General features: G+C 66.3%; 21 protein-coding genes and 1 riboswitch. Of the genes, 12 read left to right on the plus strand and 9 right to left on the minus strand.

Features of this window, described 5'->3' with window-relative positions:
- Positions 1–20 precede the first annotated feature (20 nt).
- A complete protein-coding gene (locus tag AC5P65_RS04315; RefSeq protein WP_019661030.1) occupies positions 21–1,337 on the minus strand; it encodes an NCS2 family permease in 1,317 nt (438 codons plus the stop codon).
- A 124-nt stretch (positions 1,338–1,461) separates the two neighbouring features.
- Positions 1,462–3,126: an energy-dependent translational throttle protein EttA gene (gene ettA, locus AC5P65_RS04320; RefSeq protein WP_005415249.1), complete on the minus strand. Its 1,665-nt coding sequence runs from the start codon at positions 3,124–3,126 to the stop codon at positions 1,462–1,464.
- 252 nt (positions 3,127–3,378) lie between these two features.
- Here ettA and AC5P65_RS04325 point away from each other — a divergent pair, with 252 nt between their 5' ends.
- The 6 genes from AC5P65_RS04325 (at position 3,379) to ribD (ending at position 8,104) form a co-directional block, all read left to right on the plus strand.
- Positions 3,379–3,855 (plus strand): RcnB family protein, encoded by a 477-nt coding sequence (locus AC5P65_RS04325; protein ID WP_019661032.1) that lies wholly within the window; start codon positions 3,379–3,381, stop codon positions 3,853–3,855.
- A 159-nt stretch (positions 3,856–4,014) separates the two neighbouring features.
- Entirely contained in the window at positions 4,015–5,268 is a 1,254-nt protein-coding gene (gene glyA, locus AC5P65_RS04330; protein ID WP_019661033.1) for a serine hydroxymethyltransferase, read from the plus strand.
- A 66-nt stretch (positions 5,269–5,334) separates the two neighbouring features.
- On the plus strand, positions 5,335–5,754 hold the full coding sequence (locus AC5P65_RS04335) for a hypothetical protein (protein WP_111098850.1): 420 nt from the start codon (positions 5,335–5,337) through the stop codon (positions 5,752–5,754).
- Between the two features lie 27 nt (positions 5,755–5,781).
- A complete protein-coding gene (locus AC5P65_RS04340; RefSeq protein ID WP_111098849.1) occupies positions 5,782–6,231 on the plus strand; it encodes a hypothetical protein in 450 nt (149 codons plus the stop codon).
- Between the two features lie 145 nt (positions 6,232–6,376).
- A complete protein-coding gene (gene nrdR / locus AC5P65_RS04345; protein WP_019661036.1) occupies positions 6,377–6,898 on the plus strand; it encodes a transcriptional regulator NrdR in 522 nt (173 codons plus the stop codon).
- A 120-nt stretch (positions 6,899–7,018) separates the two neighbouring features.
- Positions 7,019–8,104, plus strand: a complete 1,086-nt coding sequence (gene ribD / locus AC5P65_RS04350) for a bifunctional diaminohydroxyphosphoribosylaminopyrimidine deaminase/5-amino-6-(5-phosphoribosylamino)uracil reductase RibD (RefSeq protein WP_111098848.1) — start codon at positions 7,019–7,021, stop codon at positions 8,102–8,104.
- Positions 8,105–8,129: 25 nt separating this feature from the next.
- Here the strand turns inward: ribD and AC5P65_RS04355 are convergent, their stop codons facing one another.
- The 3 genes from AC5P65_RS04355 to AC5P65_RS04365 form a co-directional block, all read right to left on the minus strand.
- Positions 8,130–8,516, minus strand: a complete 387-nt coding sequence (locus tag AC5P65_RS04355; protein ID WP_242015222.1) for a hypothetical protein — start codon at positions 8,514–8,516, stop codon at positions 8,130–8,132.
- A gap of 134 nt (positions 8,517–8,650) precedes the next feature.
- Entirely contained in the window at positions 8,651–9,535 is an 885-nt protein-coding gene (locus tag AC5P65_RS04360) for a hypothetical protein (protein ID WP_021204339.1), read from the minus strand.
- Positions 9,536–9,687: 152 nt separating this feature from the next.
- Positions 9,688–10,308, minus strand: a complete 621-nt coding sequence (locus AC5P65_RS04365) for an outer membrane beta-barrel protein (RefSeq protein WP_021204340.1) — start codon at positions 10,306–10,308, stop codon at positions 9,688–9,690.
- Between the two features lie 187 nt (positions 10,309–10,495).
- Positions 10,496–10,641, plus strand: a riboswitch (FMN riboswitch).
- A 77-nt stretch (positions 10,642–10,718) separates the two neighbouring features.
- On the opposite strand from AC5P65_RS04365, the gene AC5P65_RS04370 reads away from it, so the two are divergent.
- From AC5P65_RS04370 to thiL, 5 genes are all read left to right on the plus strand, one after another.
- Positions 10,719–11,345, plus strand: coding sequence for a riboflavin synthase (locus AC5P65_RS04370; RefSeq protein WP_021204341.1), 627 nt, complete (start codon positions 10,719–10,721; stop codon positions 11,343–11,345).
- A complete protein-coding gene (gene ribB / locus AC5P65_RS04375; RefSeq protein WP_021204342.1) occupies positions 11,342–12,442 on the plus strand; it encodes a 3,4-dihydroxy-2-butanone-4-phosphate synthase in 1,101 nt (366 codons plus the stop codon). Before AC5P65_RS04370 ends, ribB begins: the two co-directional genes overlap by 4 nt.
- 197 nt (positions 12,443–12,639) lie before the next feature.
- Entirely contained in the window at positions 12,640–13,107 is a 468-nt protein-coding gene (gene ribH / locus AC5P65_RS04380) for a 6,7-dimethyl-8-ribityllumazine synthase (RefSeq protein ID WP_005408061.1), read from the plus strand.
- Positions 13,104–13,583 carry a transcription antitermination factor NusB gene (gene nusB, locus AC5P65_RS04385; RefSeq protein ID WP_005408062.1) on the plus strand — a complete coding sequence of 160 codons (480 nt, stop codon included), beginning with the start codon at positions 13,104–13,106 and terminating at the stop codon, positions 13,581–13,583. The genes ribH and nusB overlap by 4 nt, the downstream gene beginning before the upstream one ends.
- A gap of 125 nt (positions 13,584–13,708) precedes the next feature.
- Positions 13,709–14,671, plus strand: a complete 963-nt coding sequence (gene thiL / locus AC5P65_RS04390; RefSeq protein ID WP_111097819.1) for a thiamine-phosphate kinase — start codon at positions 13,709–13,711, stop codon at positions 14,669–14,671.
- Positions 14,672–14,818: 147 nt separating this feature from the next.
- On the opposite strand, the gene AC5P65_RS04395 is transcribed toward thiL, so the two are convergent.
- The 4 genes from AC5P65_RS04395 to AC5P65_RS04410 all read right to left on the minus strand — a co-directional run bounded on the left by AC5P65_RS04395 (position 14,819) and on the right by AC5P65_RS04410 (position 17,514).
- Positions 14,819–15,190, minus strand: a complete 372-nt coding sequence (locus tag AC5P65_RS04395) for a DUF805 domain-containing protein (RefSeq protein WP_021204583.1) — start codon at positions 15,188–15,190, stop codon at positions 14,819–14,821.
- A 129-nt stretch (positions 15,191–15,319) separates the two neighbouring features.
- The gene (locus AC5P65_RS04400; RefSeq protein ID WP_021204584.1) at positions 15,320–15,730 is read right to left on the minus strand and encodes a hypothetical protein; all 411 of its coding nucleotides are present in this window, start codon (positions 15,728–15,730) and stop codon (positions 15,320–15,322) included.
- Between the two features lie 485 nt (positions 15,731–16,215).
- Entirely contained in the window at positions 16,216–16,938 is a 723-nt protein-coding gene (locus AC5P65_RS04405; RefSeq protein ID WP_031270831.1) for a fimbrial biogenesis chaperone, read from the minus strand.
- A 60-nt stretch (positions 16,939–16,998) separates the two neighbouring features.
- Positions 16,999–17,514, minus strand: coding sequence for a fimbrial protein (locus tag AC5P65_RS04410; RefSeq protein WP_495215446.1), 516 nt, complete (start codon positions 17,512–17,514; stop codon positions 16,999–17,001).
- Positions 17,515–17,771: 257 nt separating this feature from the next.
- Between AC5P65_RS04410 and AC5P65_RS04415 the strand changes: the two genes are divergently transcribed.
- Positions 17,772–20,312, plus strand: a complete 2,541-nt coding sequence (locus AC5P65_RS04415; RefSeq protein WP_111097820.1) for a fimbria/pilus outer membrane usher protein — start codon at positions 17,772–17,774, stop codon at positions 20,310–20,312.
- Positions 20,313–20,330 lie beyond the last annotated feature (18 nt).

Raw genomic sequence — 20,330 nt, forward strand, 5'->3', positions numbered from 1 at the left:
GACCGACCCTCAGCCAGGCATCATTCCAGCGCGTAGCGCAGGGTGAACAGCACCGCCACCAGCCACACCGCCGGATGCACTTCGCGCCAGCGGCCGGTGCCCGCCTTCAGCGCGGCATAGGCGATGAAGCCGAAGGCCAGGCCGTTGGCAATGGAGTAGGTGAACGGCATTGCCAGCGCACACAGCGCGGCCGGCACCGATTCGGTCAGGTCGCTCCAGTCCACCTCCACCAGTTCGCGCAGCATCAGGCCGGCCACGAACAGCAGCGCCGGCGCGGTGGCATAGCTGGGCACCATCGACGCCAGCGGCGAGAACAGCAGCGCGGCCAGGAACAGTGCCGACACCACCAATGCGGTCAGGCCGGTGCGGCCGCCCACCTGCACGCCCGAGGCGCTTTCGGCAAAGGCCGTGGTGCTGCTGGTGCCGAGCACCGAACCGGCCACGATGGCGGTGCTGTCGGCCAGCAGCGCGCGGCCGAAACGCTTCTGCGCGCCGGGCAGCTTCAGCAGGCCGGCGCGACCGACCACGCCGTACAACGTGCCGGTGGCATCGAACACTTCCACCAGCACGAACACCAGTACCACCTGCAGCAATACGGCGATCGGCGCACCACCGTCGTGGTGCAGCAGGCCCGGCAGGTCCAGCTGCAGGAAGGTCGGCGCCAGGCTCGGCGGCAGCGAAACCAGGCCCTGGTACTGCACATCGCCCAATGCCCAGCCGGCGCCGGTCACCGCCAGGATGCCGATCAGGATCGCACCACGCACGCGGCGCGCTTCCAGCACCGCGATCAGCAGGAAGCCGGCCAGTGCCAGCAGCGGCGGCGCCGTGTTCAACGGTCCCAGTGCCACCAGCGTATCTTCATTGCCGACAATCACGCCGGATTTCTGCAGCGCGATGATCGCCAGGAACAGGCCGATGCCGGCCACGATGGCCGAGCGCAGCGACGAAGGAATGCCCGATACCAGCCATGCCCGAACGCCGGTCAGTGACAGCACCAGGAACACCAGGCCGGAGATGAACACCGCCGCCAGCGCCTGCTGCCACGGCAGGCCGGCAGCACCAACCACGGTGAAGGCGAAGAACGCGTTCAGGCCCATGCCCGGTGCCATGCCGACCGGGAAGTTGGCGGCCAGCGCCATCACCGCCGAACCCAGTGCAGCAGCCAGGCAGGTGGCCACGAACACCGCGCCGGCGTCCATGCCAGTGGTGCCGAGGATCTCGGGGTTCACGAAGACGATGTAGGACATCGTCAGGAAGGTGGTGACACCGGCCAGCAGCTCGGTGCGCACGGTGGTGCCGTGCTGCTGCAGCTGGAACAGGCGCTCGAACAGGGACATGGGGAATCTCGACCCGTTGGTGGTGGGTACCGACCGTTGGTCGGTACGCCTTGAAGCGTCACCACCAACGGTGGTGACCTACCGAAAGGAGAAAGGCCGCGCGAGCGCGGCCTTTCCGGTTGCCTTACTTCAGCGCCTTGAAGCGCAGGCGCTTCGGCGCAGCGTCGTCGCCCATGCGGCGCTTCTTGTCTTCCTCGTACTCGCGGTAGTTGCCCTGGAAGAACTCCACGTGCGAGTCGCCTTCGAAAGCGATGATGTGCGTGGCGATGCGGTCCAGGAACCAGCGGTCGTGCGAAATCACGAAGGTGTTGCCCGGGAACTCCAGCAGCGCATCTTCCAGCGCACGCAGCGTTTCGATGTCCAGGTCGTTGGACGGTTCGTCCAGCAGCAGCACATTGCCACCCTGCAGCAGGGTCTTGGCCATGTGCAGGCGGCCACGCTCACCACCAGACAGCGAACCGACCATCTTCTGCTGGTCCTGGCCCTTGAAGTTGAAGCGGCCGATGTAGGCGCGCGACTGGATCTCGATGCCGTTGATGTTGAGGATGTCCAGGCCGCCGGCGATTTCCTGGAAGACGTTGTGGTTGCCTTCCAGCTTGTCGCGGCTCTGGTCCACGTAGGACAGCTGCACGGTCGGGCCGATCACGATCTCGCCCGAATCCGGCTTTTCCTGGCCGGTGATCATCTTGAACAGGGTCGACTTGCCGGCGCCGTTCGGGCCGATGATGCCGACGATCGCGCCCGGCGGAATCAGCATCGAGAGGTTGTCGATCAGCAGGCGGTCGCCGAACTTCTTGGAGACGTTCTTGAACTCCATCACCATGTTGCCCAGGCGCTCGCCCGGCGGAATGAAGATTTCGTTGGTCTCGTTGCGCTTCTGGTAATCCTGCGACTGCAGCTCTTCCAGGCGGGCCAGACGGGCCTTGCCCTTGGAACGGCCGCCCTTGGCGTTCTGGCGCGACCACTCCAGTTCCTTCTGGATCGCCTTCTGGCGGGCCTTTTCCTGGTTTTCTTCCTGCTTCAGGCGCTCATCCTTCTGCACCAGCCATTCGGTGTAGTTGCCCTTCCACGGAATGCCGCGGCCGCGGTCCAGTTCCAGGATCCACTCGGCGGCGTTGTCCAGGAAGTAGCGATCGTGGGTAACGGCCACCACGGTGCCGGTGTAGCGCGCCAGGAACTGTTCCAGCCATTCCACCGACTCGGCGTCGAGGTGGTTGGTCGGTTCGTCCAGCAGCAGCATGTCCGGCTTCTGCAGCAGCAGGCGGCACAGCGCCACGCGGCGCTTTTCACCACCGGACAGGTTGGCGATCTTGGCATCCCACGGCGGCAGGCGGAGCGCATCGGCGGCCACGTCCAGCTGGTTTTCCAGGGTATGCGCATCACCGGCGGCCAGGATCGCCTCCAGGCGCTCCTGCTCCTTGGCCAGCGCGTCGAAGTCGGCACCTTCCTCGGCGTAGGCGGCATACACCGCTTCCAGCGCAGCCTGCGCCTGCAGCACTTCGCCCACGCCTTCCTCGACCGACTCGCGCACGGTCTTGTTCGGGTCCAGTTCCGGTTCCTGCGCCAGGTAGCCGACCTTGATGCCCGGCTGCGGGCGGGCCTCGCCCTCGAAATCGGTGTCCACGCCGGCCATGATCTTCAGCACGGTGGACTTGCCGGCGCCGTTCAGGCCCAGCAGGCCGATCTTGGCACCCGGGAAGAAGGACAGCGAGATGTCCTTGATGATCTGCCGCTTGGGCGGGACCACCTTGGACACGCGGTTCATGGTGTAGATGTATTGCGACGACATGAGGTCTCCGTAGGCGCGGCCCTGCACCCGACCCGTCACGGGAACATCCCGTTGCGGCAGCGGGCACAGACTGGAATGGAATACCGCCAATTATAGCCGGAACCGGTTCCGGGCCGCGCCCGGCGCAGGGGCGCCGGCTGGCCGTGGCCTGAATACTCCGTCACAGTCCTGCAGCGGGAAGCGTTTCCAGCCGGAAACGGTTCAGATCGGTTGCGCAATATGGGCTCACCACCACCCAAACAGAGGTCTGACATGCGCATCAATCGAGTAATGGCCAGCGCCGTGGCCTCTGTGCTGGCGCTCGGTGCCGTGGCTCCCGCCTTCGCCGACAACGACCACCGCCGCGGCCACGACCGCCGCGAGTGGCGCGAGGACCGCCGCGAGTGGCGACAGGACCGCCGTGACTGGGAACGCGACCGCCGCGAGGCCCGGCGCGACTGGGAACGCGACCGCCGCGACTGGCACCGCGACCATGACCGCTACTACCGCCCGGCACCGCCGCCGCGCGTGGTCTATCGACCGGCCTATGGCCCGGGCTACGGCTGGAAGGTCGGCCACCGCTACCGCGACTACTACCGTGGCCCGATCTACGTGGTGAACGACTACCCGCGCTACCACCTGCGCCGCCCGCCGCATGGGCACCACTGGATCCGCGATGACCGCGGCAACATGCTGCTGGTGGCGGTGGCAACCGGCATCATCGCCGACTACATCATCAACAGCCGCTGAGCCGGCGGCCACGTCCACGCATGGCGTGGATCCACTGGCATGCACGGGGCCGGATTCCTTCGGAAGTGCCGGCCCCGTCCTTTTCGGCCCCGGCGGGCCGGTGCGGGGCTACAATCAGGGGCTGAGCCGTACCCCTTTCCCTGCCTGCTGGAGTACCCGATGTTCCCGCGTGACGTCCGCATCGAATCCTACGATCCCGAACTGGCCAAGGCCATTGCCGCTGAAACCCAGCGCCAGGAAGACCACGTCGAGCTGATCGCCAGCGAGAACTACACCAGCCCGGCGGTGATGGAAGCCCAGGGCAGCCAGCTGACCAACAAGTACGCCGAAGGCTACCCGGGCAAGCGCTACTACGGCGGCTGCGAATACGTGGACATTGCCGAGCAGCTGGCGATCGACCGCCTCAAGCAGCTGTTTGGTGCCGACTACGCCAACGTGCAGCCGCACAGCGGCTCGCAGGCCAACCAGGCCGTGTACTTCGCCCTGCTGCAGCCGGGTGACACCATCCTCGGCATGAGCCTGGCCCACGGCGGCCACCTCACCCACGGTGCCAAGGTGAATGCCTCGGGCAAGCTGTTCAACGCCGTGCAGTACGGTGTGAACGACCAGGGCCTGATCGATTACGACGAAGTCGAGCGCCTGGCCCTGGAGCACAAGCCGAAGATGGTCGTTGCCGGCTTCTCGGCCTATTCGCAGGTGATCGACTGGGCGCGCTTCCGCGCCATCGCCGACAAGGTCGGTGCCTACCTGTTCGTCGACATGGCCCACGTGGCCGGCCTGGTCGCCGCTGGCGTCTACCCGAGCCCGCTGGAACACGCCCACGTGGTGACCTCCACCACCCACAAGACCCTGCGCGGCCCGCGTGGCGGCATCATCATCGCCAAGGGCGCCGACGAAGACCTGGTGAAGAAGCTGCAGTCGATCGTGTTCCCGGGCATCCAGGGCGGTCCGCTCATGCACGTCATCGCCGGCAAGGCCGTGGCCTTCAAGGAAGCGCTGGAACCGGCCTTCAGGACCTACCAGCAGCAGGTGGTGAAGAACGCCCAGGCGATGGCCAACACGCTCATCGCGCGCGGCTACAAGATCGTCTCCGGCGGCACCCAGAACCACCTCATGCTGGTGGACATGATCGGCAAGGACGTGTCCGGCAAGGACGCGGAAGCCGCGCTGGGCAAGGCCCACATCACCGTCAACAAGAACTCGGTGCCGAACGACCCGCGTTCGCCGTTCGTGACCTCGGGCCTGCGCCTGGGTACCCCGGCGGTGACCACCCGTGGTTACGTCGAACAGGACTGCGTGGACCTGGCCAACTGGATTGCCGACGTGCTCGATGCACCGAACGACGACGCTGTCATTGCCCGCGTGCGCGACGCCGTCAGCGCGCAGTGCCGCAAGTACCCGGTCTACGGCTGATCGAAACAGGGGTCGGATCCCTTCCCGCAGGGCAGGGCTCTGACCCCGGCATTGCAGCGATCGCGCATGGATGAGCGCCGCCTCAAGTACCTGTACGCCACCCTGGCCGTGCTGTTCGGCCTGCCCAGCCTGGTGGCCGGCGGCGTTGCGGCACTGATGCTGCTGCTGACGGGGCTGGGCCAGTTCGGCCATGGCACGCTGGCTGCGGTGACCGTGATGCCGCTGTGGGGCCTGGCCGGCATTGCCGGCTGCCTGGCTTGGTTGTGGCTCAGCGCCGGGTATCTGCTGCAGGGGCGTGCCGGGCTGCAGGTGCATCGCCTCTGGTGGTGGATGCTGCTGGCCGGCGGTCTTGCCGCCGTGCCCCCGCTGGGGCTGGCGCTGTGGTGGAGCAGCACCGTCCACGCCGAAGGCATCGCCCTGCTGCTGTTGGGCCCGTCGATGCTGGTGCCGGCTGCGATGCTGGTGTGGATCAAGCGCCGGGCATGACGTGGCCCATGGAAGGACATCGAACGCATGGATGAGCGCCTGCACAAGCGCTGGATGGCGATCGCCGGCCTGCTGGTGGGCCTGCCCACCGTGGCGGCAGGCGGCACGGGTGCCGTGCTGGGGCTGATGGCCGTATGGGACGGCAAGTACCTGACGGGCGACGAGTACACGCTGTTGCTGCTGTGGTCGTCGGCCGGCATCATCGGCCTGCTGTCGTGGCTGTGGCTGAGCGGGCTGTTCCTGTGGCGCGGTGTTGCCGGCCTTCGCCAATCACCGGTCATGGCCTGGGTCGGCCTGGCGTTGGGTGGCTTGGCCGCGTCGGGCGTGGTCGTCGCCACGCTGTACTCCACGATCAGCAATGGCGAGATCTCGACATTGGGCTTCCTCGGGTTTGGCCCGCCGCTACTGGTGATGTCCGGGCACTTGGCGTGGCTGCGCTGGGCACGCATGGCATCGCCGCCACCCGGACCCGGTTGAGCCGGGCATCCGAACTCGCCGGACACGCTGGGTAGCCAGAATGCAGGCGCCTCCGCGCAAGGCAGCATTTGCTGCGGCGCCCTTTCTCAGGTACCTTTGCGACGCTGCCATGACCGTGGCAATTGCTCCCTGAGCCAGGCGTTCCATGCATTGCCCCTTCTGCCAACATGCCGATACCCGGGTCATCGACTCGCGCGTCTCTGAAGACGGCGCGACGATTCGCCGTCGGCGGGAATGCGAAGCCTGCGGCGAGCGCTTCAGCACCCTGGAAACGGTCGAGCTGAAGCTGCCGGCCATCGTCAAGAGCGATGGCACCCGTGAAGCGTTCGACCAGCGCAAGGTCCGCGCGGGGTTCGATCGCGCGCTGCAGAAGCGCGCGGTGCCCGAAGAAAAGATCGAAGCAGCGGTACGTGCGGTGGTGCACCAGCTGCGTATCAGCGGCGAGCGCGAAGTGCCCTCGATCAAGGTTGGCGAGTTCGTCATGAACGAACTGCGCAAGCTCGACCACGTGGGCTACGTGCGCTTCGCTTCGGTGTACCGCAGCTTCGAGGACGTGGCCGATTTCCGCGAGGAGATCGAGAAGCTCGAGCGCGAGCTTCCGGCCAGTACCGAACAGCTGCAGCTGCTGGGCGATGTGATTGCCCTGACCAAGAAAAAGAAAGGCTGACTGCCTCTGCCTTGGGGGTGCCAACCTTGGTGGGCACCGGTGGCCGCATTCACTGGTGGGTGCCAACCGTTGGTTGGCACTGACGGCATGGATCCACACCGGCGGCGTTACCATGGCCGCATGACCACCCCGTTCTCCGTCCTCGACCACCTGCACATGGCCAACGCACTTCGCTTGGCCGAGCGTGCCGCCTACACCACCCGTCCCAATCCGATGGTCGGCTGCGTGATCGCCCATGGCGAACGCGTGGTCGGGCAGGGCTGGCACCAGCGCGCCGGTGGCCCGCATGCGGAAGTGTTCGCGCTGCGCGAGGCCGGCAGCGACGCCCGTGGCGCCACCGCCTACGTCACCCTGGAGCCCTGCGCCCACTACGGGCGCACGCCGCCGTGTGCGCTGGCACTGATCGAAGCGGGCGTGTCGCGAGTGGTCGCGGCGATGCGCGATCCGTTCCCCAAGGTCGATGGCGGTGGCTTCGATCTGCTGCGCAACGCCGGCATCGACGTCGCCGAAGGGCTGATGGCGGCACAGGCGCGCGAGCTCAACAAGGGTTACCTGTCGCGCGTGGAGCGCAATCGCCCATGGCTGCGGGTGAAGCTGGCCGCCAGCCTCGATGGCCGCACCGCGATGGCCGATGGCAGCTCCAAGTGGATTACCGGGCCGGCCGCGCGCGAAGACGTGCAGCACTGGCGCGCACGTGCGGGTGCAATCCTGACCGGCGCCGACACCGTGATTGCCGACGACCCGATGCTGACCGTGCGCCTGGCCGATACCGAGGTGATGCCACCGCTGCGCGTGGTGCTCGATTCGCGCCTGCGTTCGCTCGAATGCAGCCGCGTGCGCGAAGGCGGGGCCCCGACGCTGTACCTGCACGATGCGGCGGTGAGCGCGCCGGATGCGGCCGACGCCGAATTCGCCAGCGTGCCCAGCGCAGAGGGACGGTTGGATCTGGGCGCGGTGCTGGCCCTGCTGGCCGAGCGCGGCATCAACGAAGTGCATACCGAAGCCGGCGCGACGCTGGCCGGTGCCTTGCTGCGCGGCGGCTGGGTGGACGAGCTGCTGCTGTACCAGGCCCCCACACTGCTGGGCGACGGCGGACGCCCGTTGCTGACCGGCCTCGGCATCGATGCCATGGACCAGCAGCGGCGCCTGCGGGTGGTTGACCAGCGCCAGGTCGGCGAGGACATCAGGCTGCTGCTGCGGCCGTGAGGGAATGGCGGTATCTCCGGCGTCGTCAGGTGCCCTCGTCCTCGTCCTCGTCTTCGTAGGCGGGGCACTGTTCTTTCCACTGCTGCTTCCACAGCACGTGCAGGTCGCGGCAGTAGGCACTGAGCGCTTCCCCCGCCAGCTCTGTCGACTTCGACCGTAGTCTGCGGCGGCTGATGCCGTCGTCGTACTCGTCCGGCAGGACCGTCGGTGCACATCGATCGTGGTACTGCAGGAACGCGCGGCAGTCGTCGTTCTCGCTCAGCTGTGCATCGATGTCCCTGTCACGTAGCTGGTTCGACTCGAAGGCAACCGATGGGCGGATGATGAAGGTCTTGGGCCTGTACGCTTCGGCCTGCCCACTCACCATCAGCGCCAGCAGCATGACGGTAGTCGACGTCGTACGATGTTTCATGCGGTTGCCCCGGTGGAAGAGGGCAACAGCATTGACCATGCGGGCCGCGCAAGGCCATGCAACGGTTCTGAAAGTGCGCTCGCCGTTGCCGCAGGTAACGATGAGCCGAGCGTGGACCCGGCTCTAGCTCGCGCTTACGCGCATTCGTCGGTCCACATCATTTCGGCGATCGGGCGCAGCGCCTTGCACTCCTGCGTCATCTCCTCGGCCGATTGCACCTGCGCCTTGGCCTTCAGTTCCTCGGCCATCGCATCCACGCCGCTGATCTGGTCCGGCGCGATCTTCGCTACGCAGGCGCGGTGCTGCTGCAGCAGCAGGTCGCAGCCCGGTACGCCGGTTACTTTCGGCGCGCTGGCGGCCTGTGCATCCTGCATCCAGTCCTCGAACGGCGCCAGCGCACCGGCTACGGTTCCCACCAGATCGTCAAAATTACCGCTGTACCAGTAGCCGTTGTCCTTGGCCGGGTACAGGGTGAAGGTGCCGTTGACCGGCACGCGCATGCCACTCAGCAGTGCCTGGGTATAGGCATCGGTGAACTGCTTGCGCGCGGCCGGGCTGGCGTCAGACGCGAGGCTGGCGGCAAACAGCGGGCGGACCTTGCCCAGGTCGGGCAGCTGGCAGTTGTAGGTGATCCGCGCCAGTTTCTGGTCTTCAACGTACTCGTTGTCTTCGATCACGCTCTTGGTCGCGCGGCACTTCGAATCACGCAGCGCCTTGGCATACAGCGCTTCGGTGGCCGCAGCGTCGACCTTGGCGCCGGTGCTGGCCAGTACCGTCTGCCAGGGTTCGGCCAAGGCCTTGGCCAGCGCACCCGGGTTGGGGGTCACGGCATCCTGGCCCTCGAACGCCGGCTTCAGTGCGTCGTTGAGCGTGCGCGTGGCGGCCGCGTCGTCCTCCAGCAGCACGCGTGCATACAGGTCGAAGGCCTGCTCGGGCGTCAGTTGGGCCGGTGCCGCGCTGGCAATCAGCGGGGCGCACAGCAGCACGCTGGCCAGAAGGGTACGGGTGGGGGTCTTCATGACGGTGTTTTCCTGTTCCAGAGGCGCGCAAGCCTAGCGCATCCAGCACTACTTTCGATGGCGGCCAGAGGTCACATGGCGGTGTACCCCGGCCAAAAAAACGGGCCCCTTGCGGGGCCCGTTCGATCGCACGACGAGGAGCGATCGTTGGATCAGAAGCTGGCGCGGACGCCGGCCGAGTACTGGGTGACGTCGCGGTAGCCGGAGATCTCGCCCACCAGACCCCAGGTCCTGGTGAAGTTGATCTGGCCGCCGACGGTGCCGACCCAGGTGCCCTTGAAGTTGTTGCCGCCGTCCATGTAACCGGCCTTGACCCAACCTTCGGTCATGCGCGACGGCTTGCCACGGATACCCAGGGTGACGCGGCCCAGGTTGGTGTGATCCTTCTGGCTGAAACGCAGGCCGTCGTAGCGGACGGTGGCTTCGGCGTTCTGGCGCACCCATGCGGCATCGGCGGTGAAGTCCAGGCGGTCGGTCCACGGCATGTGGTAGCCGATGCCGAGCTCCGGCTGGTTCAGTTCCAGCTTCAGCGAATCATTGCCGTAGTGATTGGTCTTGCTGGTGCGCGACCAGCCACCGAACACGTAGACCTGTTCGGCGATCGCCACGGAACCACGCAGGTAGCCGCCGTCGACCTTGGGGTCGTCCAGTGCGTTGTCGTCAACCTTGACCTGCGTCCAACCGCCTTCGACGTAGGTGTAGCTCAGGGCGTCGGCCGAAGCCGAGAGCGGGGCGGCGGCCAGCAGGGCGGCCACGATCAGCATCTTGCGCATGGGAATTCCTGTGAATTTCAGTCCATTGGCGGGCCAGCCCTCTCGGCTACCCGTGGGCGACCTCATGTCGTCCGCTGCGAATTTTAATGAAAGTTTTACAAATTGCGAGCGACGGCCGTCACAGCTGTGGCATCCAGCCCCGTTCAGCCCGGGCTGGTACACTGGCCACGCCGGTTCGCCGGTACACAAACGTCTTCAGGGCGGGGTGCAACTCCCCACCGGCGGTAGGTGCGCAAGCACGAGCCCGCGAGCGCTCCGGCCCACGGCCGGGGGTCAGCAGATCCGGTCCAATGCCGGAGCCGACGGTCATAGTCCGGATGAAAGAAGACGGTGCCACAGGGCCTTCGCGGCCCTGCGCCCGCCTGTTTGCCTTGCGGCGTTTTTCGCTCACTTTTCGCGGAGAACGTTTCTTGTTTACTGGAATCATCGAAGGCGTCGGCCGTCTGGCCGCACGCGAATCCATCGGCGGCGATGTCCGCTTCACCTTCAATGTCGGAAACCTGCCGTTCGACAACGTGCAGATGGGCGAGAGCATTGCCATCAACGGCGTCTGCCTCACCGTCATCGCATTCGACGCCAGCAGCTTCCAGGCCGATGCCTCCACCGAAACCCTGGGCCTGACCACGCTGGGCCAGCTGGGCGAAGGGGCGGTCATCAACCTGGAGCGCGCCATGCGGCCGACCGACCGCCTCGGCGGCCATCTGGTCAGCGGCCACGTCGACGGCCTTGGCCAGGTCCTGTCCATCCACGAAGACGCGCGTGCCCAGCGTTGGCGTTTCGCCGCGCCGGCCTCGCTGCGCCGCTACATCGCCAGGAAGGGCTCGATCTGCGTGGACGGCGTCAGCCTCACCGTCAACGAAGTGGACGATGAGGGTTTTGAAGTCGCCCTGATCCCCCACACGGTAGCCAACACCGCCTTCTCCGCCACCGGCGTGGGCAACGCGGTCAATCTGGAAATCGATCTGGTCGCCCGTTACGTGGAGCGGCTGATCAGCGTGCCGACCAACGGTCAGCACCCCCAGGGAGACGTCGCATGAATTTCGCCCCAATCCCGGAAATCCTGGAAGACATCCGCCAGGGCCGCATGGTGGTCATCGTCGATGACGAAGACCGCGAGAACGAAGGCGACCTGATCATGGCCGCCGAGCTGGTCAAGGCAAGTGACATCAACTTCATGGTCACCCACGGCCGTGGCCTGGTATGCCTGCCGCTGACCCGCACCCGCGCCGCCGACCTCGGCCTGGCGCCGATGGTGCAGGCCAATACCGCCCAGTTCCAGACCAACTTCACGGTCAGCATCGAGGCTGCCGAGGGCGTCACCACCGGCATTTCGGCGCATGACCGCGCGCACACCATCCGCACCGCGGTGAAGCCCAACGCCAAGCCGTCGGACCTGCACCAGCCGGGCCACATCTTCCCGCTGATCGCCCAGCCGGGCGGCGTGCTGACCCGCGCCGGCCACACCGAAGCCGGCGTTGACCTGGCCATGCTGGCCGGGCTGGAGCCGGCTGGCGTGCTGGTGGAGATCCTGAACCCGGATGGCAGCATGGCGCGCCGCCCGGAGCTGGAAGTGTTCGCCCGCGAGCACGGCCTGAAGATGGGCTCCATCGCCGACCTGATCGCCTACCGCCTGGCCACCGAAAAGACCGTTGAACGTGTCGACGAGCGCGAGATCGACACCGAATTCGGCCCGTTCAAGCTGGTGACCTACCGCGACCGCATCGCCCACGACCTGCATTTCGCTCTGGTCCGCGGCACCCCGGACGCGGACACCCCGACCCTGGTACGTGTGCAGGTGGAAAACCCGCTGGCCGACCTGCTGCACTGGCGCCGTGACGACTTCGGCGTGGCGGCCACCGATGCCCTGCGTGCGATCGATGCCGAAGGCGCGGGCGTGATGGTGGTGCTGTCGGCCCCACGCGACGGCGAAGCCCTGCTGGCCCGCCTGCGCCAGCAGCCGGCACCGGTGGTGCCGGGCAAGGACAAGGATGTGGGCCAGTGGCGCCGCAACGGTGCCGGCGCACAGATCCTGTCCGACCTGGGCCTGGGCAAGCTGCGCGTGCTGGGCACCCCGCGCCGCCAGATCGGCCTGGCCGGGTACGGCCTGGAAGTGGTGGAGACGGTCACTCTGTAATGGGTAGTGCCGGCCGCTGGCCGGCAACCGCATTCCCTGGGATTGCCGGCCAGCGGCCGGCACTACCGGTGGGTGCCGACCATGCCCTACCTCGGGTGGGTGCCGACCGTCGGTCGGCACAGCCCTGGGCCTCCGCCAGCCACGGCCGGGGCCCATCCACGCTAGAATTACCCCCTTATCGAGTCCCCAAGCCGCATATGAGCCACTTCGAAGGCGATCTTCGCACTCCCGAATCGGCGCGCTTCGCCATCCTGGCCAGCCGCTGGAATGCCCGCATCACCGACACGCTGGTCGCTGGCGCCCGCCAGAGCCTGGCCGGCAACGGCATCACCGAAGCCAACATCGACGTGATCCGCGTGCCGGGTGCCTGGGAGCTGCCGCTGGTGGCCGCGCGCCTGGCCGCCGCCCACGAACACGCCGCCATCCTCACCCTGGGTTGCGTGATCCGTGGCGATACCCGTCATTACGAACACGTGGCCGACCGCTGCGCCGAGGGCCTGATGCGCGTGCAGCTGGATTTCGGCGTGCCGGTGCTGAACGGCGTGCTGGCGGTGGAACGCGTTGAAGACGCCGAGGCCCGCGCAGGCGGCAGCCACGGCAACAAGGGCGAGGAAGTCGCACTCGCCGCATTGGAAATGGTCAATCTTCTGGAGCAGCTGCCATGAACAAGAACACCCAGGGCAAGCCCTCCGGTAAACCCGTCCGTCGCGATGGCGTCGATCCGGTGCTGCGCTCGCGCGCCCGCCGTCGTGCCGTGCAGGCCATCTACGCCTGGCAGATCTCCGGCGGCAACGCACAGTCGCTGATCGCCCAGTTCGCCCACGAGCAGGCCCGCGAAATTGCCGACCTGGCCTACTTCGAGGCGCTGCTGCACGGGGTGCTCGACAACCGTCGCGACATCGACGAAGCGCTCGGCCCGTACTTGGACCGTGGCATCGAAGAAGTGGACGCGATCGAACGCGCCGTGCTGCGCCTGGCCGCCTACGAGCTGCGCTACCGCCTGGACGTGCCGTACCGCGTGGTGATCAACGAAGCCATCGAATCGGCCAAGCGTTTCGGTTCCGAACATGGCCACACCTACGTCAACGGCGTGCTGGATCGTGCCGCCGTGGAATGGCGCAAGGTCGAATCGGGTCACTGACCCGATTCCTGTAGAGCCGAGCCATGCTCGGCTCACCGTGCAGCGCACGGTTGCGTCCGGCAGTGCGGCGCGTGATCGAACTGCAGCCGAGCATGGCTCGGCTCTACATGAAAGTAGAACGCCCCATGTCCCTGGCCGAATTCGCCCTCATCGAACGCATCCGCGCCCGTACCCTCGAGCGCGACGACATCCTGCTCGGCATCGGTGACGACGCCGCGCTGCTGCAGCCGCGCGCCAACGAACAACTGGTGGTCACCGCCGACACGCTCAACAGCGGCGTGCACTTCCCGGTGGAAACCCCGGCCTTCGACATCGGCTGGAAGACCCTGGCGGTCAACCTGTCGGACCTGGCCGCGATGGGCGCGCGGCCGGCGTGGTGCACGCTGGCGTTGTCGCTGCCGGAAGCGTCTGAAGACTGGATCGAGGCCTTCGCCGATGGCTTCTTTGCCCTGGCCGACCAGCACGACATCGCGCTGATCGGCGGCGACACCACGCGCGGTCCGCTGTCGCTGTCGGTGACTGCGATGGGCCAGGTCGGGCGTGGCCAGGCGCTGCGCCGCGACCGCGCACAGGTGGGCGATGACATATGGGTGAGCGGCACGCTGGGTGATGCCGCCGGCGCGCTGCGCCTGTGGCAGCAGGGTGCGCTGAACGTGGCCACCGCGACCCTGCTGGCCGACTACGAACGCCTGCGCCTGCGCCTGCTGCGGCCGACGCCGCGAGTCACCCTCGGCCTGCGCCTGCGTGCCTTCGCGCATGCAGCGGTGGATGTCTCCGATGGCCTGCTGGCCGATCTGGGCCACATCGCCACGCGCAGCAACCTGGCCGCACACGTCGATGCCGATTCGCTGCCGATCTCGCACGCGCTGCGCGATCTGCTCGGCCGCGACGGTGCGCGTGATTGCGCATTGCGCGGTGGCGATGACTACGAGCTGTGTTTCACCGCCGCCGCCGATCAGCGCGACGCCCTGCACTACCTGGCCGAATCGCTGGACGTGCCGCTCACCCGCATCGGCCGCATTGCCGAAGGGCAGGGCGTGCACGTGGATGGCGAAGCCGCCGACGGCGGTTACCAGCACTTCGCCTGAGCGAAGACGCCGGGCATGGCCCGGCGCTACCGCGCTGCTGTGGTAGATGCCAACCTTGGTTGGCGTTTCTCCGTATCGACCAAGGTCGACACCTAACAAGGCGGGGCCGTGGCGAACGGGAACGCAGGGCATTGCCCGGCGCCCCCCTTAAACGTGCGGAACGGGCTTACCAAACCGGTTGTCGCCCGGCGTGCTGGGCAGCAGCATGAACACCAGCACGGCCAGGCCGGCAATCGGCACGAGCCCAAGCAACAACCACCAGCCCGAACGATCGGTATCGTGCAGCCGGCGAATGGTCACCGCGATCAGTGGCAGCGCCAGCGCCAGCCAAACCACCAACATCAGCCCGGACGAAACCAGCGCCAGCGATGTGGAGTTGGTGTACCCGGCGATGAAGCCCAGCACGTTCAACGGAATGGTGAACATCATCATGAACAACTGGAACCACCAGTACTCGCTGCGGCTGGCGCGTCCACTGAACTGCGTATAGCGCTTCAGCGGAACCATCATCTTGTGCATCGGTACACTCCCTGAGAAGAAGTGCGAACTATCCGCGCCAGCGCGATAGGTCGGCCATCAGATTTGTTGTAATCGCGAACCGTGCAATACGGAACTGAGCGCTCTTCCGCAGTTCAGAACGCGCGCTGCTCAAGTCGCGTGCAACTGCACATCCACATACTCGGCCAACCCGCGGCAGGCCAGCAGCAGCCCTTCGCGCACGTCGTCACCCACCTGCTGATCTTCATCGCCATCCACGCGCACGCGTTCGGTCGCGTGCAGCAGTTCCAATAGCAACGTCAGCCCGGCATTGGCGCGGTTGGCGCGGGCCATGGCCATGCGCTGTCCGGATGTGCGGCCCTTCTCTGGCCAGGGCTGGCCGTCGGCGGCATCCACTTGGCGGATGCGCTGCAGGCACGCCAATAACGAGGTGCTGGCCGGCACAGTGTTGCCGTGCGTGGCGCTCAGCGTGGTCTCCAACGCGCGCGCGACGGCTTCGGGAAGCACGTTGGCGGCCTCGCCGAGGGTGGCGAACAGGAACGGGTAGTGTGTGGCAGTCATGGCGGCTTCCTTGTGCATGTGACGAAGGAGCCACCCCGCTTAACAACGAGGGTGGCGGACGGTGCATGGTTCCAATACCGGTGGCTAACGTTGTCAAACGCCGGCGGGCACGAGGCCCCCACGCACCGTCCGCCATAGATGCACGGACAGATTGCCTGCCGACGCCACCCAACAAGGAAAGGGCGACGCCGGCAGGCAAGCGTAAACAACATTTACCAAACGGGATTGGAAGCCCGTGCCACCCGTTGTCGGTGGCGCTACATGATTTGCATGAAGGGCCAGTGCTGCCAATGAGAATTGTTGGAAAGTTCGAAAGCGTTGCAAATGTTCCGCTCGCACGGGAGCGCGTCAATTACGACAAAGCGTGTAGAGCCGAGCCCATGCTCGGCTCATAGCGCAATGCACGGGGTTCAGCCCGATCTGGCCGCAAAGCAGCCGAGCATGGGCTCGGCTCTACAGAAGACGGCTCGCGCGTCAGGCTGCGCTCAAGGGGAGATCTTCGCCTCGGCATCACGCGGCGTGCCGTAGTCGTCCAGCCACTGGAACGTCACCGACGTGGGCATCGCCGCACCACTCGGAAGCGGCAGACGTACCTGCGCGCCCGGTGCGATCATCTCTGCTTCCACCGTCCGGCCGTCGGGCAGTGTCAACGTGCTCAGGGTCACGTGGTAGGCGCTGGGGTTACTTACCTGCAGGGCGCCGGCCCGCGCACGCCATTGCAGTTGCCCGGCAGCATCGCGCGGCTTGCCGGGCAGGCCGGCCGGGCGATGGAACAGTTTCACCCGGGTACGCACCGCGAACTGCAGCAGGTTCTTGCTGGCGGCATCGGTGGGTTTGGGCGGAATGTCCAGCAGGTTGAAGTAGAACAGCGATTCACGATCCGTCGGCAGCGGTGTCTCCGACGGGCGCGGCGCGTAAGTAATGCGGTACGCCTGCCCCTGGTGGGCCTGCAGCAGGCGAGGGTCGGCCGGCGTCAGGCGGAATGGCGTGCGCACGTTTTCAGGACGCGCACGGCTGTCACCATCGTCAATCCAGACCTGCACCATGGCCACCTGGTTGCCTGCGTTCGTCGCCTTCACCGTTACATCGCGGCCCTGCGCCGCGTCATGCACGATACGCGTGCCCTGCAGCGTGACCGCTGCCGACACCGGCAGCGCCACGACGCCAGCCAACAGTGCGGTCATCCACGTCGTTGCTCGGATCTTCATCAACTCATCCTCCGATAGCGTACGCCACCCCAACCGCGAGGCGGCGCACACAGGCGCGGGTTACTTGTAAAGCACCACGAAATCGCCCGAGGCGTTGGCCGTGCCGGCCGTGGCGTTCTTGCCCGGCGAGGAATACCAGGCGCTGTAGTCCAGTTGGCCCTTGCCGGCGGCAGGAATGTTCACCCACTGCAGCGGGTCATCGCCCAGCTTCTGGTGGTTGCCTGAAGCGTCATACAGCGCAACGCCCACGTTTGTAGCCGTAGACGCAGCCGTCAGCGCCAGGTTGGCGGTGCTGCCGTCGGGCGTGCCGCCAAAGCGCACGCCGACATCCTGGGCGGCACCAGCGCCAGTGCAGTCGAGCAGGATGCTGAAGTTCTTCATGCCGGCACGCTCCGACGCATTGACCGACGCTACATCCACCTTGCCCATCGGCACGGTGATGGTGCCGCCGCTAGCATCCACCGAGCAGGTGCTGGTCATCAGCTCGCCGGTGATCTCCAGGGTCTCGGCGAAGGCCGTGGGGGACAGGGCCAGCGCAAGCGCACCAGCAGCGATCAGGTTCAGTCGGTTCGACATGGAGTTTTCCTTGGTTGGGAATCAGGGAATCCGCAGTGAATGCGCCAGCGGATGCGCACAGTTTTCCCGGGCCGGCACCGGGCCAACATCCAATTAGTTGCAAGCGTGTTGGCGGACGCTTGCGTTGAACGCGTGGCTACGCCAGGTGTCTTCGCTTTGCAACAAATTCAATTGGAGGGCAGGGGAGTGCTGCCTACGCTGCGGCCCCCATCGACCACGAGCGATGTCGCCCGCGACCTCATCGAATGACGCCAGCCATGAACAACTGTCCCTTTCCTCGTTGGACATCACGCCGTCCTGCCGTTCATGTGCTGGGCCTGGCGATTTCCGTCGCGGTGGCACTGGCCATTGCCGGTCATGCCCATGCGCAGGGTGATGAGTCCCTGCAGTTCAGTGAAGGCTTCCTGATGGGTGGCCGGGCCATCGACATGCAGCGCTATGCGCTGGGCAATCCCACGGAGCCTGGCGTGTATCCCTTGGACGTGGTGGTCAATGGCCGGTTCCACGACAAGCGCGACATCACCTTCGTGGCGGCACCGGCGCCTCTGGGTGCGACCCCGTGCCTGCCCGCCGGGCTGGTACGCCAGTTGCAGCTGAAGGAAATGTTCCTGGCCGAGCTGGACCAGGAGGATGAAAGCTGCGTCGCGCTTCCCAGCCTGATCGTCGGTGCCACCGTCGAGTTCGACGAAGGCAACCTGCAGCTTCTGGTGAACGTGCCGCAGGCAGCACAGGCGCGCGATGCGCGCGGCTACGTGGCACCTGCACAGCGCGACCATGGCGTCACGGCCGCCTTCTTCGATTACAACATCAACCACAACCGCAACCAGGACCAGCAGGCGACCTACCTGGGGCTGAACACGGGCGTGAACCTGGGCGCGTGGCGGCTGCGTCATCGTTCGTCCTTCAGCCAGGGCAGCCATGGCTCGCGTCACGATGTGATCAGCAGCACGCTGCAGCGCGATCTTCCGGCATGGAATGCCCAGCTGCTGTTTGGGCAGGGTACGACCGGTGGCGAACTATTCGAGTCGCTGTCATTTGCCGGTGTGCGGGTGGCCAGCGATGAGCGCATGCTGTCGGACTCGCTGCGCGGCTTCGCGCCGGTGGTGCAAGGCGTCGCCGAAACCAACGCGGTGGTCAGCATCCGCCAGAATGGCTACGTCATCCACGAAGTAAGCGTGGCGCCGGGGCCGTTCTCCATCGAAGACCTCTACCCGACCAACTTCGGTGGCGACCTGGACGTCACCGTCATCGAAACCGATGGCCGCCAGCAGCAGTTCACTGTCAGCTTCTCCGCAGTGCCGCAGGCGCTGCGCCCCGGCGCCAGCCGTTTCAGCGCAACCGCAGGCGAACTTCGCGACGCACGCGGTGTGTATGAAGCACTGCGCTTTGCAGAAGGCACCTACGCACGTGGCATCAGCAACCATTTCACCGCGCTGGGCGGGGTGCAGATTGCCGAAGGCTTCCAGTCCGCGCTGTTCGGCGGAGCAATCAATACGCCGCTTGGTGCGTTCGGCGCCGACGTTACCCATTCGCGCGCACGCCTGGCCAATGACGAACAGGTAACCGGCAACAGCTTCCGGCTGAACTACCAGCGCTATATCACCGCAACGGGTACCAACTTCGGCTTGGCAGCGCTGCGTTACAGCACGCGCGGCTATCTCTCGCTGAATGATTTCGCGCAGGCGTACAACGATGATTGGGGCGTCAGTGGCCGTGCGCGCCAGCGCTTTCAGGTGAATTTCTCGCAGCGCATCGGCGAGCGCAGCACGCTCTCGCTCAATGGCGGTCAGGTGCGCTATTGGGACAGCGCGCAGCAGCACAACGATCTGCAATTGCGCTTCCAGACCAGCATTGGCCGCGCCAATCTGAGCCTGTCTGCCATGCGTCTGCAGCTGGGCGATGGCCGTCAGGACAGCCGCTATGCGGCAACCCTCAGCATTCCGTTGGGCTCAGCCCCGCGCGCGCCGCGTTTGAGCACGCAGTTGGCCCATTCGGCTCGTGGTGAACTGGGCCAGCTGGGTCTGAACGGAACGCTGGGCACTGATCAGCAGCTGAGTTACAGCCTGTCTACCAGCGAGACCCGTGAGGGGGCGGGCAGCGCCGACGCCTACGCGTCCTATCGTGGTGGGCATGGCACGATAACCGCTGCCTACAGCCGCTCGGGTGATTACAACGCCTTCAATGCCAGCGCTGCCGGGAGCGTGGCGCTGCATCGCGGTGGCATCAACTTCGGTGCGCCAGTGGGCGATGGCTTCGTGCTGGTACAGGCCGATGGCGCGCGGGGCGCCCGCATCGGCTACGGCAGCGACGCGCGCATCGGTCGTAACGGCTATGCGCTGCTGCCGCACGTCAGCCCCTACCGCTGGAACCAGATCGAACTGGACCCGTCGGGCCTGCCGATGGATGTGGAACTGCTGCAGACCTCGCAGCGCATTGCGCCGACGGCGGGCAGCATCGTGCGGGTTGCGTTCAATGCCAAGCGCGAACGCACATTGTTCATTGACGCCACCGATGCCTTGGGCCAGCCGCTGCCGTTTGCGGCGCGCATCGAAGATGACGCCGGACGCGGCTGGGGAGCGGTGGGCCAGGGCGGCGTGATCCAGCTGCGCGGCGCGCCCGAACAGGGCCAGCTGATTGTCGACCCGGACGGCCCGCATCGCTGCCGCTTGGAGTACACGACCCCGGATGCACCCGATGCCTATGGGCTGTCGTGGAGCCAAGCGGTGTGCATGCCGTTGCCGGCCCCGAGCACAGGGCTGCAGGCCGTCTTGGATGCGGTCGAAGCCACCTCGTTCTGATGTCCTGATTTCATTCTT

Source organism: Stenotrophomonas sp. YJH_SMC_48-3, assembly GCF_059369375.1.